Origin of the sequence: Microbacterium sp. 4NA327F11, from assembly GCF_005503465.1 — a bacterium.
GTDB lineage: Bacteria > Actinomycetota > Actinomycetes > Actinomycetales > Microbacteriaceae > Microbacterium > Microbacterium ginsengisoli.
In genome coordinates, this window is sequence record NZ_SCOB01000005.1 from 120,594 (window position 1) to 137,654 (window position 17,061).

The window sequence follows — 17,061 nt, forward strand, 5'->3', positions numbered from 1 at the left end:
TGGGATGTGATCCACTTTCGATCCGAAGCAGACGCTCGGATGCCCGCACAGTCTAGCAGAGAGAACGACGTGCACACGAGCCCCGACGACAACGCCTTCACCGACGACGAGCGCCACGCTCGCTGGGAGGAGCAGGAGCGCGCCGCGTCGAGCGCCGTGCGCGACATCGCCGACGTGGCCGCGGTCGAGATCATCACCACGACCGCCGTGCACCTCATGAGCGCGGCCGCCGTCAAGGTCGGCCTCGCCGACGACCCGGAGTCGCAGACCGACCTCGACGAGGCCCGCAAGCTCATCAACGCCCTGGCCGGCCTCCTCACCGCCGCCGCCCCCGAGGTCAGCGACATGCACGCGCGGTCACTCCGCGACGGCCTGCGCTCCCTGCAGCTCGCCTTTCGCGAGGCATCCGTCGTTCCCGACCCGATCGGCAAGGGACCCGGCGAGAAGTGGACCGGCCCGGTCACCTGACCCCGCCCCGGCGCGCACTCGTCCGGTCGCGATGGCAGAGCGGCGGCGCGACGCAGCTCAGCGCGCGCGGTGCAACTTGACCGACAGCGAGTCGACCAGGGTCGCCACCGCGTCATCGGCGGCCCACCGGCGGGCGAGTCGCGCGAGCACGGCGTCGAGCTCCTGCTGATCGAGGCCCGCCGCGAGATTCAGGTGCACGACGAGTTCGGAGCCCAGACCCCGCGCGCGCGGATCCCCGGGAGCCACCTGCAGATCGAGCACCGCGAGCTCGTGCGCGATGCTGCGCTGAAGGCCCAGGAACACCGCCGGCGAGGCGAAGGACGGCTCCCATTCCTCACCCTTGGCGATCGCCCACACGGCGGGGCGCCGCAGCACGAACTCTGTGTCCGAGCCCGGGTCGATCACGATCAGGTCGGTGTCGTCGTTCGCGGCCGCGAGCGCCGTGCGCACGCCGTCGGCGGGCACCGGGCGAGCCGCGGCATCCCAGGCGCTCATGGTCGCCACCGATGTGAACACCGGCAGCACGCGTCGCCCGTCGGGCGCAGCCACCGTGACGATCGACAGCTCCTGCGTCTTGTCGACGACGAGGCCGGTCGGGCCCACACCCTCGTCTCCCTTCTCGGCGATGAGCGGGATCAGCAGGCGCGCCGTGCGGTACGCGGTCGCGACGGCGACCTGATCGCCCTCGCCGGCATGGAAGGCCTCCAGCGCCGCCCGCAGAGCGGGGTCGGCCGAGCCGTCGTCGCCCGCGTGCGGGTTCGGCTCGAAGCTGCGACCCGCCCACGGAGTGCCCGCCGAATCGGTCAGGTGAGGATCGTGCGCCGAGCCGTGGTCGTGGCCGCAGGCCCCGCCGTGACCGGGATGCCGCGACTCAGGCTCCGGCGACATCCAGCGCCTCGCGCAGGGTGAACGCCCCCGAATAGAGCGCCTTGCCGACGATCGCGCCCTCGACACCGTGCGGCACGAGCTCGCGCAGCGCCGCGATGTCGTCGAGGCTCGAGATGCCGCCGGACGCGATGACCGGCTTCGGCGTGCGGTCGGCGACGGTGCGCAGCAGGTCGAGGTTCGGGCCGCGCAGCGTGCCGTCCTTGGTGACGTCGGTGACGACGTACCGCGTGCAGCCGGCCTCCTCCAGCCGGTCGAGCACGGCCCACAGGTCGCCGCCGTCGCGCGTCCAGCCGCGGGCGGCGAGGGTCGTTCCGCGCACGTCGAGGCCGACGGCGACCGCGTCACCGTAGCGGCCGATGACATCCGCCGCCCACTCCGGGTTCTCCAGGGCCGCGGTGCCGAGGTTGATGCGCGCCGCGCCCGACTCGAGAGCCGCCTCGAGCGAGGCGTCGTCGCGGATGCCGCCGGAGACCTCGACGTTCACACCCTTGACGTGCGTGATGACCTTGCGCAGCAGGGCCGCGTTGCTGCCCCGACCGAACGCCGCGTCGAGGTCGACGAGGTGGATCCACTGCGCACCCTGGCGGGCCCACTCGAGGGCGGCCTCGACGGGGTCGCCGTAGCTCGTCTCGCTGCCGGCCTCCCCCTGGGTGAGGCGCACAGCCTTGCCGTCGGCCACGTCGACCGCGGGAAGGAGGATCAGTTCGGGCGTGGAAGCGAAGTCGTTCATGGGTCCTCGGGTGAAGCGAACAGGCGGATGCCGCGGCGCGCCGACGCGCGCCCGGGAGAGGTTATCCCGCGGAGAGCGAGCCGATCCAATTGGACAGCAGTCGGATGCCGGCGGCCCCCGACTTCTCCGGGTGGAACTGGGTCGCCGACAGCGCGCCGTTCTCCACGGCTGCCAGGAACCGGGACCCGTGGGTCGCCCAGGTCAGCGACGGCGTGGGGAAGGGCGGCTGCACCTCGAGCGACCACTGCTGCGCCGCGAAGGAGTGCACGAAGTAGAACCGCTCGTCCTCGACGCCGGCGAACAGCGTCGACCCCTCGCCGGGCTCGACGGTGTTCCATCCCATGTGCGGGAGCACCGGGGCATCCAATTCGGTCACCACGCCCGGCCACTCCCCCAGACCCGGGGTGTCGTCGCCGCGTTCGACCCCGCGGCCGAACAGCACCTGCATGCCGACGCAGATTCCGAGCACGGGACGTCCTCCGGCGAGGCGCCGGTCGATGAGCTCGTCTCCCCCGCTGGCGCGGAGCGCCTCCATGACGGCTCGGAACGCGCCGACCCCTGGCACCACCAGACCGTCGGCCTCGAGCACGAGCGCGCGATCGGCGGTGAGGCGCGCGTCGGCGCCGGCCGCCGCGAGCGCCTTCACCGCGGAGTGCACGTTGCCCGACCCGTAGTCGAGCACCGCGACGAGCGGCGTGCGCGTCACAGAGCGCCCTTGGTGCTGGGGATGCCCTCGACGAGCGGGTCGAGCGCCTTCGCCTGACGGAACGCGCGCGCGAACGCCTTGTACTCGGCCTCCGCGATGTGGTGCGGGTCGCGACCCGAGAGCACGCGCACGTGCACGGTGAGGCCCGCGTTGAACGCGATCGCCTCGAACGTGTGGCGCACGAGCGAACCGGTGAAGTGGCCGCCGATCAGGTGGTGCTCGTACCCCTCCGGCTCGCCGGTGTGCACGAGGTACGGACGGCCGCTGATGTCGACCACAGCCTGCGCGAGGGCCTCATCGAGCGGCACGAGCGCGTCGCCGTAGCGCGAGATGCCGACCTTGTCGCCGAGCGCCTGGCGGATCGCCTGACCGAGCACGATCGCGACGTCCTCCACCGTGTGGTGCGCATCGATGTGCGTGTCGCCGCTCGAGCGCACGGTGAGATCGGTGAGCGAGTGCTTCGCGAACGCCGTCAGCAGGTGGTCGAAGAACGGGACGCTCGTGTCGATGCTGCTGCGCCCGGTGCCGTCGAGGTCGAGGGTGAGCTCGACCGACGACTCGCTGGTGCTGCGGGTGATCGACGCCGTACGGGATGCTGCGGGTGCGGCGCTCATGCGCCCGATTCTAGCGAGGCCAGGGCATCGAGGAACGCCGTCGTCTCCTGCGCGGTGCCCGCCGTCACCCGCAGGTGGTGCGGAATGCCGACGTCGCGGATCAGCACGCCCCGGTCGTACAGCGCCTGCCAGGTCGCCCGCGGGTCGTCGACGTCGCCGAACAGCACGAAGTTGGTCCACGACGGGTGGGCGCGGAAGCCCAGCGCCTCGACTGTCGCCGAGATGCGGTCACGCTGCGCGACGATCTCGTCGACCATCCCGAGCATGACGTCCGCGTGACGCAGCGCCGCCGATGCGGCGGCCTGTGTGAGCGCACTCAGGTGGTACGGCAGGCGCACGAGGCGCAGCGCGTCGATGATCGCCGGGTCGGCGGCGAGGTAGCCCACGCGCGCACCGGCGAAGGCAAACGCCTTGCTCATGGTGCGGGAGACGACCAGGCGCTCCCGGCCCTCGAGGAGCGAGATCGCCGAGACCGCGTCGCGCGGGGCGAATTCGATGTAGGCCTCGTCGACGATGACGATGCCGCGGCTCGCCTCGTAGACGGCGGTGATCACATCGATCGGCAGCGGCGTGCCGGTCGGATTGTTGGGAGCGCACAGGAAGACGACGTCGGGGTCAGCGGCGGCCACCTGGTCGGCCGCGGATTGCGGAGACAGCGTGTAGTCGCTGGCCCGGTCGCCGGCGACCCACTCGGCGCCGGTCGCCCGGGTGAGAAGCGGGTACATCGAGTACGTCGGCGTGAAGCCGAACGCCCGACGTCCCGGGCCGCCGAAGGCCTGCAGGACGTGCTGGAGCACCTCGTTCGACCCGTTCGCGGCCCAGATCTGCTCGGGGAGCAGCCCGTTGCCGAGATAGTCCGCAAAGCCCTCGCGCAGCGCGGTGAACTCGCGGTCGGGATAGCGGTTGACGTCGCGCAGCGCGCGGGCGATGAAATCGAGGATGTCGCTGGCGACCTCATCCGGAACCGGATGCGTGTTCTCGTTGACGTTCAGAGCGACGGGGAGCGCGACCTGCGGGGCGCCGTAAGGGACGAGCCCGCGCAGGTCGTCGCGTATCGGAAGGTCTTCGAGACGGGTCACCGTTCCATCGTAGAGGCGGGATACGCGCCGACCCGACGGTCGAGATCAGCGAGCCGGAGCGTACTCGGTGGGGATCGACAGCTGCTCGCCGGCCACCACCGTGCCGTTTCCGAGTGCGTTGAGCTGCACGAACGCGTCGACCACGTCGCGCGGATCTGCCTGCGGCGCGACGCGCTCCGCGATCGACCACAGCGAGTCACCGGCCTCGACCGTGACGGTCTGGTAGGTGCCCGCCGGAGCACCGGCGTCGCGCGACGCGAGAGCCGCCCCGCCCGACACGATGCCCGCCGAGACCCCGATGAGGAAAGGCAGTGCGGCGAGGAACACGAGCACGCGGCGGCCACGACGCGTCATCCGCAGTCGGGTGCGCGGTGCGAGCGTGAGCGGGATCGTCGTCATGTCTGCCTCCTCAGAGTGGTGAAGTGTCGCAAGACCGGACCCGGCCGGGGGCCGGTCTTGCGAACTTCTTTTCCGAATCTATCTTCGATATTGTCGAGTGTCAACCGGCTCTCGCCTTCGAGGACTTTCGAACGCGACACGCGTGCTCGCTCCCGCGAAGGGCGCCGAGAGCCGGATAGGTTTTCGACATCTGAAGCACATCACCGACCTCCGACATTCGAACGGGAACGACGAGGCGGCCCAGGGAAGGAGCGTGCGATGCCCGGTCGGGAGAAGCCGCAGACGCGTCGGCGCAAGAGCCTCAGCGACAAGCAGCTGGCGATCCTCGAGGTCATCCAGCGCTCCATCGCGCGCCACGGATACCCGCCGAGCATGCGCGAGATCGGCGACGCCGTGGGACTCAAGTCGCTCTCGAGCGTCACGCACCAGCTGAACCAGCTCGAGCTGAGCGGCTACCTGCGTCGCGACGCGGGCAAGACCCGTGCGATGGAAGTGCTCATCGACCTCCCCGGTACCGCGGCCGAGAACCCCGCCGACACGGCCCCCTCGGTCGGCGACGCCGCCATGGTGCCCCTCGTCGGGCGCATCGCCGCCGGCATCCCGATCACGGCCGAGCAGCAGGTCGAGGAGATCTTCCCCCTCCCCCGCCAGCTCGTCGGCAAGGGCGACCTGTTCATGCTCAAGGTGCAGGGCGAGTCGATGATCGACGCCGCCATCTGCGACGGCGACTGGGTGGTCGTACGCTCGCAGTCCACCGCCGAGAACGGCGACATCGTCGCCGCGATGCTCGACGGCGAGGCCACCGTCAAGGCCTTCCGCCAGCGGGACGGCCACACCTGGCTGCTGCCGCGCAACTCCGCGTTCGAGCCGATCCTCGGCGACGAGGCGGTCGTGCTCGGCAAGGTCGTCGCGCTCATGCGCGCGGTCTAACGACACCGAGACGACGAGAGGGCGGCGACCGGAAGCATCCGGTCGCCGCCCTCTGTCGTGCGAGGGGCGCTCAGCCCTGGGGCGCGCCCACCTCTTCGCGCACCGCGACGGTCGCGGCGACGAGGTTGCGCAACGAGGCCTTCGTCTCGGCGTAGCCACGGGTCTTCAGACCGCAGTCGGGGTTGACCCAGATCTGGCGGGTCGGGATCGCCTTGACCGCGCGCTCGAGGAGCTCGGTCACCTCTTCGACGCTCGGGATGCGGGGCGAGTGGATGTCGTAGACACCCGGGCCGATGCCGTGGCTGAAGCCCGACGCCGAGATGTCGTCGATCACGTCGCCGCGGCTGCGGGCCGCCTCGATCGAGGTGACGTCGGCGTCGAGGGCGGCGATCGCGTCGATCACGACGGCGAACTCCGAGTAGCACAGGTGCGTGTGCACCTGGGTGGCCGTCTCGGCACCCGCCGTCGCCAGGCGGAACGATCCCACCGACCAGTCGAGGTAGGCCGGCTGGTCGGCCTTCTTCAGCGGAAGCAGCTCGCGCAGGGCGGGCTCGTCGACCTGGATGATCGCGATGCCGGCCTGCTCGAGGTCGCCGATCTCGTCGCGCAGCGCCAGGGCGACCTGGTTCGCGGTCTCGCCCAGCGGCTGGTCGTCGCGCACGAACGACCACGCGAGGATCGTCACCGGGCCGGTCAGCATGCCCTTGACGGGCTTCGCGGTGAGCGACTGGGCGTACTCGGCCCACGCCACCGTGATCGGCGCCGGACGCGACACGTCGCCCCAGAGGATCGACGGACGCGTCGCACGCGAGCCGTAGGACTGCACCCAGCCGTTCTGCGTCACCGCGAAGCCGTCGAGGTTCTCGGCGAAGTACTGCACCATGTCGTTGCGCTCGGGCTCGCCGTGCACGAGGACGTCGAGACCGAGATCCTCCTGCAGCGTGATGACCGCGGCGATCTCGTCGCGGAGGAACCCGTCGTACTCGGCCGTGGTGAGCTCGCCCTTCGCGTGGCGGGCGCGGGCACGACGGATGTCACCGGTCTGCGGGAACGACCCGATCGTGGTCGTCGGGAGCGCCGGAAGGTGCAGCGCGGCATCCTGCGCCGCGGCACGCTCCGCGTAGTCGCCGCGCGAGAAGTCGGCGTCGGTCAGGGCGCCGGTGCGGGCACGCACCGCGTCGACACGCACGCCCGGTGCCGAACGACGGTCCTCCAGCGCCGCCGTCGCGGCGGCGAGGTCGTCGGCGATCGCGTCACGACCCTCGGCCAGGCCACGCGCGAGCACCGCGATCTGGCCGACCTTCTGGTCGGCGAACGCGAGCCACGAGACGAGACGCTCATCGAGCCCAGGCTCGTCGGCGACGTCGTGCGGCACGTGCTGCAGCGAGGTGGTGGTGCCGGCGACGACGGATGCCGCGCCCAGCCCCTTCAGCGCCTCGAGCTTCTGCCAGGCGGCCTCGAGGTCGCCACGCCAGATGTTGCGGCCGTCGACGACGCCGCCCACGAGGGTCTTGGACTCGAGCCCGGGGACGGCCGCCGGAAGCGCACCGCGGCCGAGGTCGATCGCGAGCGCCTCGACGGGGGCCGCGGCCAGAACCTGCCACGCCTCGGGCGAGAGCTGCGCGTAGCCGGCGGTCACGAGGATCGACGGGCGGTCGGCGGCACCGCCGAGCACGGCGTAGGCGCGCTCCGCGAGCGCCGCGAGAGCGGCGGGGTCGACGTCGACGCTCTCGCTGACGAGGGCCGGCTCGTCGAGCTGCACCCACTCGGCTCCGGCCGCCTTCAGCGACGCGAGCAGCTCGACGTAGACGGGCAGGAGGTCATCGAGGCGGCTCGTCGGAGCGAAGCCGGCGGGCGCGGCATCCGTCGCCTTCGCCAGCGCGAGGAACGTGACGGGGCCGACGACGACGGGGCGCGTGACGAAGCCGTCGGCGCGGGCCTCGGCGACCTGGCGGGCGAATCGGTCGCTCGTGAGCGCGAAGCGGGTCTCGGGACCGATCTCGGGAACCAGGTAGTGGTAGTTCGTGTCGAACCACTTGGTCATCTCCAGCGGCGCGTCATCGCCCTCGCCGCGGGCGGCCGTGAAGTAGGCCGACAGCGGCACACTGCCGTCACTGTCGCGCAGACGCGTGAAGCGGGCGGGCAGGGCGCCGACGGTCGCGGTGACGTCGAGCACCTGGTCGTAGTACGAGAACGACTCGGGGATCGAGGAGTCCGTGCGGCCGAGACCGAGCTCGGCGAGACGCTCACGGGTGGCGCGGCGGAGGTCGGCCGTCGTGGCCTCGAGGTCGGCCTCGGAGAGCGCGCCCGCCCAGTGCGACTCGACGGCGCGCTTGAGCTCACGGCGGCGGCCGATGCGGGGGTAGCCGAGGATGGTTCCCTCGGGCAGGGCGGGTGCAGTCATCGACGTGACTCCTTCACTGGGGTGGAGGCGGGGCCGGAGGCGCCCGCGGTGAGAATACCTGCTTCACGGAGGACCGAGAGCACGGTGTCGTGGTTGTTGAACGCGTAGAGGTGCACACCGGGCGCTCCCCCGGCCAGCACCTCCTCGGCGAGACGCGCGGCGTGCGCGATGCCGATCTCCCGCTGGCCCTCGGCGGTCGGCTCGACCTCGAGCGCGATCGCAAGGTCGGCGGGGATCTCCTCGCCGGTCAGCTGCAGCACACGGCGCAGCCGTGCCGGGCCGGTGATCGGCATGATCCCCGGCAGGATCGGGATGGTGACTCCCGCCGCACGGGCGCGGTCGACGAACCAGACGTAGTCGTCGGCGTGGAAGAACAGCTGGGTGATGGCGAGGGTCGCACCGGCGGCCTGCTTCGCCAGCAGCGCGTCGATGTGCTCGCGCGGGTGCCGCGACCGCGGGTGGCCGTTCGGGAAGGCCGCGACGGCGATGTCGACCCGCGGGCGCGGATCGACGCGGGCGGCGCCGGGCATGCCGGGGATCCCGGACTCCTGGTAGGGGGCGCGCTCGGCCTGGACGCGGTCGATGAGCTGCACGAGCTGGGCGGCGCTCTCCAGGTCACCCAGGTACACGTCGTCCTCGGAGGTGCCCGCGGGCGGGTCTCCGCGCAGCGCGAGGAAGCTGCGGATGCCGGCGTCGAGGAACTCGCGGATGAGACGGTTGGCACCCGCATAGGTGTTGCCCACGCACGTGAGGTGCGCCAGCGGCTCGACATCGGTCGTGGCGCGAATGTGACGCAGCACCTCGAGCGAGCGTCCGCCGGTGGATCCGCCGGCACCGTACGTCACCGAGATGAACCGCGGCCCGACCTCGGCGAGGCGCGCGATCGTCTCGTGCAGAGCCGCCTCTGACGCCGCCGTGCGAGGAGGGTACAGCTCGAACGAGAACGGCGCAGGCGCGGGCACGGAGTCGACGGAAGAGGTCATTTCACACGGTGGAAGAGGTGCGCAGAATGCGCATACGGGTGGGATCAGAGCATAAAGCACCGAGCGATGTGCGCAGCCGTGTGTGACGCCCGGAGTCACGCGAGCACCGCGCACGCGTCTCCCGCTCCGCGCCGAGCGGGCGGATGCCGCGGCCCGCGGCTAGCGTGGAGGGATGCCGCAGACTCTCCCCCACGGCTCCTGGCCGTCGCCGCTGTCCGCCTCCGACATCGCCGGTTCCTCGCCCCGCTTCGACGGCGCGCGCCTGGTCGGATCGGAGATCTGGTGGGGCGCGTCGGTGCCCGAGGAGGGCGGCCGCGGCACCGTGCGCCGGCGATCCGCGGGCGGAGAGGTGGCGGAGATTCTTCCGGCACCGTGGAGCGCACGCTCGGCGGTGCACGAGTACGGCGGCGGCGCGTGGGCTCCTCGCGGCGACGGCGGGCTGGTGTTCGTCGAGAAGGGCGACCAGCGGGTCTACTCGCTCACCCCGGGTGAGGAACCTCAGCCCCTCACGCCGGGCGGGCTCGGACAGCGCTTCGGTGGACTCACCGTCACGGGCGGTGCGCTGCTCGCGGTGCGCGAGACCCAGGACGCGCGCGGCACGACCCACGACGCCGTGCGCATCCCGCTCGACGGATCTGCCTCCGACGACCCGACCGCGCTGCAGGTCGTCGCATCCGGCACCGACTTCGTCGCCCAGCCCGCGCTCTCCCCCGACGGGGGTGAGATCGCCTGGATCGGCTGGAACCACCCGCACATGCCGTGGGAGCGCAGCGAACTCCGGCGCGCTCCGCTCGGGCGGCCGGACGAGGCATCCGTCGTCGCCGGCGGCGCGAGCGCGCCGGTGCAGCCGACGTGGGAGCCGGACGGCGCGCTGCTCTACTCCGACGACGAGACCGGGCGCTGGAACCTCCGTCGGGTGCGCGGCGGCATGGTGACGGAGGTCGCGCCCGCCGACGCCGACACCGGCGGCGCGCTGTGGGTGCTCGGCAGTCGCTGGTTCGCGCCGCTCGGTGGCGGCCGCATCGCCGCCCTCCGCACCAACGGCCGGGACGAGCTCGACGTCATCGAGGCGGACGGGACGAGTCGCGGCATCCCGCTGCCGGTCTCGAGCCACCTGCTCATCGAGGATGCCGCGGGCTCGCGCGTGCTGCTCACGGGCGCGGGCTCGGCCGTGTCGAGCGGACTGTGGCTCGTCGACGTCGAGACCGGCGCCGCGGAGGCCGTGGTCGGCGGCGCCGCACCGCTGCCCGACGCCTGGCTGCCGACCCCGCGTGCGGTCACCTACCCCGGTCCGCACGGGCCTGTGCACGCGTTCGTCTACCCGCCGACCGCTCCCGGAATCGTGGCGCCCGCCGGCGAGCGCGCGCCGTATGTGGTCACCGTGCACGGCGGACCCACCTCCCACGTCGCGGGGGGCTTGTCGGGATCGATCGCCTACCTCACGAGCCGCGGCATCGGCGTGCTCGACGTCAACTACGGCGGGTCCTCCGGCTACGGACGCGCCTACCGCGAGCGCCTCGACGGTCAGTGGGGCATCGTCGACGTCGACGACGTCCTCGCCGCGGTGGCCGGTCTCGTCGCGGAAGGCGACGCCGACGCCGCCCGCATCGCGATCGCCGGCGGCTCCGCCGGCGGATGGACCGTGCTCGCCGCCCTCGCCGGCAGCGACGTGTTCGCGGCGGGCATCTCGCGCTACGGCGTGGCCGATGCGCGCGCCCTGGCCGCCGACACTCACGACTTCGAGTCGCGCTACCTCGACGGCCTCATCGGTCCCCTGCCGGAGGCGGAGGCCGTCTATCTCGAGCGCTCCCCGCTGTCACACACGGACCGGTTCGCGGCGCCCGTGCTGCTGCTGCAGGGCGCCGACGATGCCGTGGTGCCGCCCGCCCAGTCGGAGGCCATCCGCGACGCGCTGGCGGCGCGCGGCATCCCGCACGCCTACCGTCTCTACGAGGGAGAGGGGCATGGCTTCCGCCGCCGGGAGACGATCATCGACGCCGCCGAGACCGAGCTCGCCTTCCTCGGCGCCGTGTTCGGATTCACTCCACCGGGGGTGCCGCCGCTCGCGCTCGACTGAGCGCCGAAGGGTCGCCGCTCACGACTGACGGACCTGAACGCTCAGCGCGCGAACGGGGCGAGCTCAGCGGCGAGACGCTCGGAGACGTGAGCGTGCAGCAGAGTGCCGGTCTCCTCGTGCGACTGGCTCACGATGAGCCCGGTGTCGTGCACCGCGGAGACGAGGTCCCCGCGACCGTAGGGCACGAGCGCCGTGATCTCCACCGCCGGCAGCGGCAGCGCGGCCTCGACAGCGGCGCGCAGCTCGGCGATGCCCTCACCCGTGCGCGACGACACGAAGTACGCGCCCGGCACGAGTCCGCGCAGCACGAGGCGCGCGTCGGCATCGACGAGGTCGGCCTTGTTGAAGACGACGAGCTCCTGCGTGGCGCGCGCGCCGACTTCGCCGATCACGTCGCGCACGGTCGCCAGCTGCGCTGCCGGGTCGGGGTGGGAGCCGTCGACGACGTGCACGATCACATCGGCGTCGCCGACCTCCTCCAGCGTGGAGCGGAACGCCTCCACGAGCTGATGCGGCAGGTTGCGCACGAACCCGACGGTGTCGGTGAGCGTGTAGACGCGTCCATCGGATGCCTCGGCCCGCCGCACTGTCGCATCGAGCGTCGCGAACAGCGCGTTCTCCACGAGCACACCCGCGCTCGTAAGCCGGTTCAGCAGGCTCGACTTCCCCGCGTTCGTGTAGCCGGCGATCGCGACGGACGGGATCGTGTTGCGCTTGCGCTCGGCGCGCTTCGCATCGCGGGCCGGCGCGAAGTCGCGGATCTGCCGGCGCAGCATTGCCATGCGGGTGCGGATGCGGCGGCGATCGAGCTCGATCTTCGTCTCACCCGGTCCGCGCGAACCCATGCCGGCGCCGCCGGCGCCCACCTGGCCACCGGCCTGACGGCTCATCGAGTCACCCCACCCGCGCAGGCGCGGGAGGAGGTACTCGAGCTGGGCGAGCTCGACCTGGGCCTTGCCCTCACGAGACTTCGCGTGCTGGCTGAAGATGTCGAGGATGACGGTGGTGCGGTCGATGACCTTCACCTTCACGACGTCTTCGAGTGCACGCCGCTGGCTCGGTGCGAGCTCGGTGTCGGCGATCACGGTGTCGGCGCCGACCGCGGCGACGATGTCGCGCAGCTCCTCGGCCTTGCCGCGACCGACGTAGGTCGCGGGGTCGGGGTGCGGCCGACGCTGCAGCACGCCGTCGAGCACCGCGGCACCCGCGGTCTCGGCGAGCGCGGCGAGCTCGCGCAGCGAGTTCTCGGCGTCCTCCTGCTCACCCTGCGGATGCACGCCGACGAGCACGACGTTCTCGAGTCGCAGCTGCCGGTACTCGACCTCGGTGACGTCCTCGAGCTCGGTCGAGAGCCCGGGTACGCGCCGCAGCGCGGCGCGCTCCTCACGGTCCCACTGCTCGCCGTCGGTCTCGCCGCCGTACGCGGTCGACGCGTCCTGCAGAGCCTGCGCGGACCCGAGCTCGTCGAAGCGACGCACTCCCGCCCGCGCCTCCGCCCGAGCGAGCACCCGCTCCACGGCGTCATCCTGTCGACTCGCGTGCGCGGTGTCGATGTCGTCCGTCATCAATTCCTTTCGAGGATGCCCCGTGGCCGCGGCATCCGCTCACTCTAGCCTCCCGCCCAGACGCGCTCTCCGCTACGCTCGCACCATGCCGAGCGACCACTACTTCAGTGCGTCTCCGGCCAGTCCCGAACAGCAGCGGCTGATCACCGTGACGCTCGCGGGACGCGACGTGCAGGTGACGACCGCGAACGGCGTGTTCAGTCCCGATCGCCTCGACGCCGGGACGTCCGTGCTGCTGGCGAACACGCCCCCGCCGCCTCCCGGAGGTCATTTCCTCGACCTCGGCTGCGGGTGGGGTCCGATCTCACTGTCGCTGGCGATCGAGTCGCCGCGCGCCACCATCTGGGCGGTCGATGTCAACCAGCGGGCCCTCGGACTCGTCCGCGCCACCGCGGAGCGCCTGGGCCTCGAGAACGTCAACGCGGTGACGCCCGACGATGTTCCCGACGACGTGGTGTTCCGCACGATCCGGTCGAACCCGCCCATCCGCGTCGGCAAGAACGAGCTGCACGACATGCTCGAGCGCTGGATCCCGCGGCTCGACGAGCGCTCCGACGGCTGGTTCGTCGTCGCCCGCAACCTCGGGTCGGACTCCCTGCAGCGGTGGATCTCGGCGACCTTCCCCATGGGCTACAGCGTGCACCGCGCGGCGACCGCGCGGGGGTACCGCGTCCTCAAGGTGCGCCGACACGGCACCCCGCCGACCGAGGCGATCGCGCTGCCCTACCCGGTCGACTGATCGGGCGCTTGTCGGCCGATTCCCCGCGGTCGCGCTCGAGGCGATAGCCCGCCGCGAGCGACGTCCGTCGAACGCGCACCCGCCGGTCAGGCGAGCGCGACCTCGCCCGGAGCACCCGCCGGTCAGGCGAGCGCGACCTCGCCCGTGTAGGTGAGCACGGCTGGGCCGGAGAGCAGCACGTGACCGTCGACGACCCGCACGCCGAGTTCGCCGCCCGGCACGGCGACGCGCCAGCGGTCGGGGGCGGCGGGGCCCGCCCAGTGGCGCACAGCGAGGGCCGCGGCGGCGACGCCGGTGCCGCAGCTGAGCGTCTCGCCGACACCGCGCTCGAACACCCGCATGCGGATGGAGCCGACCCCGTCGACCACGAGAGGCTCTCCCGGAACGACGAACTCGACGTTCGCGCCCGCCGCCGGTGCGGGCGTCAGCTGGGGAACGTACGCCAGCTCGAGGCCGTCGAGCTCGTCATGCGAAGGAAGTGCGACGACCACGTGCGGGTTGCCCACGTCGATGCCAAGACCGGGTCGCGCCACCGGCAGACCCTTGGCCTGCACCAGAACGTCGGTCTCGTCGACGACGAACACACCGAGGTCGACCTCGAAGCCGTCGCCGTCGCGACGCACGGTCTTGGCGCCGGCGCGCGTGCCGATGCGCTGCTCGCCGAATGTCGCGAGTCCCGCCTGCTCGAGGTAGCGGGCGAAGACACGGATGCCGTTGCCGCACATCTCGGCCGCCGAGCCGTCGGCGTTGCGGTAGTCCATGAACCACTCGGCTCCCGATGCCGCCGCCTCGGCGCCCTCCGCGATCGCCGCGGAGCGCACGACACGCAGCGTTCCGTCGGCGCCGATGCCGAAGCGGCGATCGGTGAGAGCCGCGACCTGGGCGTCGGAGAGGTCGACGACGCCGTCGGGGTCGGCGATGATCACGAAATCGTTGCCGGTCCCCTGGCCTTTGGTGAACGGCAATGCGGGCATGGGTCGAGTCTACGGGCGCCGTGCGAGGGCCGCGTCGAGGGCGTCGGATGCCGCGGCATCCGGCTCGACCCACGCAAGACCGTCGTAGCGGCGGAACCAGGACACCTGCCGCCGCGCATAACGGCGGGTGAGCGCCTGGGCCTGGGCGATCGCCTCAGCCTCGGTGAGCACGCCGTCGAGCTGATCGAGCGCCTGTGCGTAGCCGATCGCGCGGCGCGCGGTGACGCCCTCGTCGAGTCCGTCGGCGCGCAGCCGTTCGGCCTCGGCGACGATGCCGTCGCGCCACATCCGCTCGACGCGGGCGTCGAGGCGGACGACGAGCTCGTCGCGCGCGACCCCGGGGGCCATGAGCAGGGTGTCCGCGCGCCACAGCACCGGGGCATCGGGAAGCGCTGCACCGTGCGTCGCCTCGCCCTGCGCCAGCACTTCGAGCGCGCGCACGATGCGCCGCCCGTTGGCCGGGTCGATGCGCTGCGCCGTGGCCGGGTCGAGATCGCGCAGACGCGCGAACAGCACGCCGGGTCCGTCCTCCGAGAGCTCCGCCTCGAGGCGCTCGCGCACGGCCTCGTCGCGCGGAGGGAAGCGGAAGTCGTAGATCACACCGGAGACGTAGAGTCCCGAGCCGCCGACGAGGATCGCATCGGCGTCGCGCGCGTGGATCTCATCGATGAGACGCCGAGCCTCGGTCTGGTACCAGGCGACCGCGGCGTCGTCTCGCACGTTGAGCACGTCGAGCAGGTGATGCGGGATGCCGCGGCGCTCGGCGACCGTGAGCTTGGCGGTGCCGATGTCCATGCCGCGGTAGAGCTGCATCGCGTCGGCGTTCACGATCTCGGCGGCACCGCCGGTCGCGGCGAGGTGGTCGGCGAGCCGCAGCGACAGATCGCTCTTGCCGGTGCCGGTGGCGCCGACGACCGCGATGACGCGGCCGCTCACACCCCGACGCGGAGCGTAGGCAGCCCCAGCCGCACGGGCGCGCCCGGTGCGGACTCGCCATGGGGCGACGGGATGCCGCACGCCTCCGCCTGCCCGCGATCCCAGGCGTCACCGGCACGGGTGCGACGGATGCGCAGGGCGCCCTGCTCGCCGTCGGCGAGGAGGTAGAACGGCGCCGCCTGCGTGATCTCGACGGTCACGACGTCGCCCGGGCGCGGTTCGGGCGAACCGGCGGGCACCGCGAAGTGCACGAGCCTGTTGTCTTCGGCGCGTCCGGTCAGACGCAGGGTCGCGGCATCCTTCTTGCCCTCACCGGTGGAGACGAGCACGTTGACGGTGCGTCCCACTTGGCGTTGGTTCTCCTCGAGGGAGATGCGGTCCTGCAGCGCGACGAGGCGCTCGTAGCGCTCCTGCACGACCGCCTTCGGCACCTGGTCGGGCATAGTGGCCGCCGGCGTACCCTCGCGGATCGAGTACTGGAAGGTGAACGCGCTCGCGAAGCGGGCCTGCTCGACGACGCGCAGGGTGTCCTCGAAGTCCTCGTCGGTCTCGCCCGGGAAGCCGACGATGATGTCGGTCGTGATCGCCGCGTGCGGGATGCGGGCGCGCACCCTGTCGAGGATGCCGAGGAAGCGCTCGCTGCGGTACGAGCGGCGCATGGCCTTCAGGATGCGGTCGGAGCCGGACTGCAGCGGCATGTGCAGCTGCGGCATGACAGAACCGGTCTCGGCCATCGCGTCGATGACATCGTCGGTGAACGCGGCGGGGTGGGGGCTCGTGAAGCGGATGCGCTCGAGACCGTCGATCTCGCCGGCGGCACGCAGGAGCTTGCCGAACGCCTCGCGGTCGCCGAACTCGACGCCGTAGCTGTTGACGTTCTGACCGAGGAGCGTCACCTCGATGGCGCCGTCATCGACCAGCAGCTTGATCTCGCTGAGGATGTCTCCGGGTCGCCGGTCGCGCTCCTTGCCGCGCAGGCTCGGCACGATGCAGAACGTGCAGGTGTTGTTGCAGCCCACGGAGATCGACACCCAGCCGCTGTGGGCGCTGTCGCGCTTGGTCGGGAGCGTCGAGGGGAACACTTCGAGCGACTCGAGAATCTCGAGCTCGGCATCGCCGTTGTGGCGTGCGCGCTCGAGAAGGGTCGGAAGGGAGCCCATGTTGTGCGTGCCGAAGACGACGTCGACCCACGGCGCCTTGTCGAGGACGACCTGCTTGTCCATCTGGGCGAGACATCCCCCGACGGCGATCTGCATGCCGGCGCGGGCGTCCTTGCGGGCCTTCAGGTGGCCGAGGGTGCCGTACAGCTTGCCGGCGGCGTTGTCGCGAACGGCACAGGTGTTGATCACGACGACGTCGGCATCCTCGCCGTCGGCCGCGCGCACGTACCCGGCGCTCTCGAGAGAGCCGGAAAGCCGCTCGGAGTCGTGCACGTTCATCTGGCAGCCGAATGTGCGCACCTCGTACGTGCGCGCGTGCCCGTCGACGTCGAGGGCTGCCGACGACGGCGCGATGAGAGTCGGGGTACTGCGAGGGGAGGTCATGATGCCTGTCATTCTACGGTCGGCT

The 17,061-nt window shown here is 71.9% G+C and carries 16 protein-coding genes; 4 read left to right on the forward strand and 12 right to left on the reverse strand.

Going from position 1 to position 17,061, the window contains the following annotated elements; all coding sequences use genetic code 11:
* Positions 1 to 39: 39 nt before the first annotated feature.
* Positions 40 to 468, forward strand: a complete 429-nt coding sequence (locus FFS51_RS05125; protein ID WP_056209350.1) for a DUF1844 domain-containing protein — start codon at positions 40 to 42, stop codon at positions 466 to 468.
* Positions 469 to 525: 57 nt separating this feature from the next.
* Here FFS51_RS05125 and FFS51_RS05130 read toward each other — a convergent pair whose 3' ends face one another.
* The 6 genes from FFS51_RS05130 to FFS51_RS05155 form a co-directional block, all read right to left on the reverse strand.
* Positions 526 to 1,356, reverse strand: a complete 831-nt coding sequence (locus FFS51_RS05130; RefSeq protein ID WP_137877715.1) for an SseB family protein — start codon at positions 1,354 to 1,356, stop codon at positions 526 to 528.
* Positions 1,340 to 2,086 (reverse strand): bifunctional 1-(5-phosphoribosyl)-5-((5-phosphoribosylamino)methylideneamino)imidazole-4-carboxamide isomerase/phosphoribosylanthranilate isomerase PriA, encoded by a 747-nt coding sequence (gene priA / locus FFS51_RS05135; protein WP_045247621.1) that lies wholly within the window; start codon positions 2,084 to 2,086, stop codon positions 1,340 to 1,342. The genes FFS51_RS05130 and priA overlap by 17 nt, the downstream gene beginning before the upstream one ends.
* Before the next feature lie 61 nt (positions 2,087 to 2,147).
* Positions 2,148 to 2,792, reverse strand: coding sequence for an imidazole glycerol phosphate synthase subunit HisH (hisH, locus tag FFS51_RS05140; protein ID WP_137877716.1), 645 nt, complete (start codon positions 2,790 to 2,792; stop codon positions 2,148 to 2,150).
* Positions 2,789 to 3,406: an imidazoleglycerol-phosphate dehydratase HisB gene (gene hisB, locus FFS51_RS05145; RefSeq protein WP_137877717.1), complete on the reverse strand. Its 618-nt coding sequence runs from the start codon at positions 3,404 to 3,406 to the stop codon at positions 2,789 to 2,791. The genes hisH and hisB overlap by 4 nt, the downstream gene beginning before the upstream one ends.
* On the reverse strand, positions 3,403 to 4,485 hold the full coding sequence (locus FFS51_RS05150) for a histidinol-phosphate transaminase (protein WP_137877718.1): 1,083 nt from the start codon (positions 4,483 to 4,485) through the stop codon (positions 3,403 to 3,405). The genes hisB and FFS51_RS05150 overlap by 4 nt, the downstream gene beginning before the upstream one ends.
* A gap of 45 nt (positions 4,486 to 4,530) precedes the next feature.
* Positions 4,531 to 4,884 (reverse strand): LysM peptidoglycan-binding domain-containing protein, encoded by a 354-nt coding sequence (locus tag FFS51_RS05155; protein ID WP_137877719.1) that lies wholly within the window; start codon positions 4,882 to 4,884, stop codon positions 4,531 to 4,533.
* A gap of 258 nt (positions 4,885 to 5,142) precedes the next feature.
* Here FFS51_RS05155 and lexA point away from each other — a divergent pair, with 258 nt between their 5' ends.
* Positions 5,143 to 5,814: a transcriptional repressor LexA gene (gene lexA, locus FFS51_RS05160; RefSeq protein ID WP_045247616.1), complete on the forward strand. Its 672-nt coding sequence runs from the start codon at positions 5,143 to 5,145 to the stop codon at positions 5,812 to 5,814.
* Positions 5,815 to 5,884: 70 nt separating this feature from the next.
* Here the strand turns inward: lexA and metE are convergent, their stop codons facing one another.
* Together metE and FFS51_RS05170 are read right to left on the reverse strand one after the other, a co-directional pair.
* Complete coding sequence (gene metE / locus FFS51_RS05165) at positions 5,885 to 8,218, reverse strand: 5-methyltetrahydropteroyltriglutamate--homocysteine S-methyltransferase (protein WP_137877720.1); 2,334 nt, start codon at positions 8,216 to 8,218, stop codon at positions 5,885 to 5,887.
* The gene (locus tag FFS51_RS05170; RefSeq protein ID WP_137877721.1) at positions 8,215 to 9,201 is read right to left on the reverse strand and encodes a methylenetetrahydrofolate reductase; all 987 of its coding nucleotides are present in this window, start codon (positions 9,199 to 9,201) and stop codon (positions 8,215 to 8,217) included. The genes metE and FFS51_RS05170 overlap by 4 nt, the downstream gene beginning before the upstream one ends.
* A 172-nt stretch (positions 9,202 to 9,373) precedes the next feature.
* Here FFS51_RS05170 and FFS51_RS05175 point away from each other — a divergent pair, with 172 nt between their 5' ends.
* A complete protein-coding gene (locus tag FFS51_RS05175) occupies positions 9,374 to 11,278 on the forward strand; it encodes a S9 family peptidase (RefSeq protein WP_137877722.1) in 1,905 nt (634 codons plus the stop codon).
* 41 nt (positions 11,279 to 11,319) lie between these two features.
* On the opposite strand, the gene hflX is transcribed toward FFS51_RS05175, so the two are convergent.
* A complete protein-coding gene (gene hflX / locus FFS51_RS05180; RefSeq protein WP_056519496.1) occupies positions 11,320 to 12,843 on the reverse strand; it encodes a GTPase HflX in 1,524 nt (507 codons plus the stop codon).
* An 85-nt stretch (positions 12,844 to 12,928) separates the two neighbouring features.
* On the opposite strand from hflX, the gene FFS51_RS05185 reads away from it, so the two are divergent.
* On the forward strand, positions 12,929 to 13,582 hold the full coding sequence (locus FFS51_RS05185; RefSeq protein ID WP_137877723.1) for a class I SAM-dependent methyltransferase: 654 nt from the start codon (positions 12,929 to 12,931) through the stop codon (positions 13,580 to 13,582).
* A 122-nt stretch (positions 13,583 to 13,704) separates the two neighbouring features.
* Here the strand turns inward: FFS51_RS05185 and dapF are convergent, their stop codons facing one another.
* Genes dapF through miaB form a run of 3 tightly spaced genes read right to left on the reverse strand, consistent with a single transcriptional unit; the run spans position 13,705 to position 17,036 of the window.
* Positions 13,705 to 14,556, reverse strand: a complete 852-nt coding sequence (dapF, locus tag FFS51_RS05190) for a diaminopimelate epimerase (RefSeq protein WP_137877724.1) — start codon at positions 14,554 to 14,556, stop codon at positions 13,705 to 13,707.
* 9 nt (positions 14,557 to 14,565) lie between these two features.
* Positions 14,566 to 15,492, reverse strand: a complete 927-nt coding sequence (gene miaA, locus FFS51_RS05195) for a tRNA (adenosine(37)-N6)-dimethylallyltransferase MiaA (RefSeq protein ID WP_137877725.1) — start codon at positions 15,490 to 15,492, stop codon at positions 14,566 to 14,568.
* The gene (miaB, locus tag FFS51_RS05200) at positions 15,489 to 17,036 is read right to left on the reverse strand and encodes a tRNA (N6-isopentenyl adenosine(37)-C2)-methylthiotransferase MiaB (RefSeq protein WP_137877726.1); all 1,548 of its coding nucleotides are present in this window, start codon (positions 17,034 to 17,036) and stop codon (positions 15,489 to 15,491) included. Before miaB ends, miaA begins: the two co-directional genes overlap by 4 nt.
* Between the last annotated feature and the right edge of the window lie 25 nt (positions 17,037 to 17,061).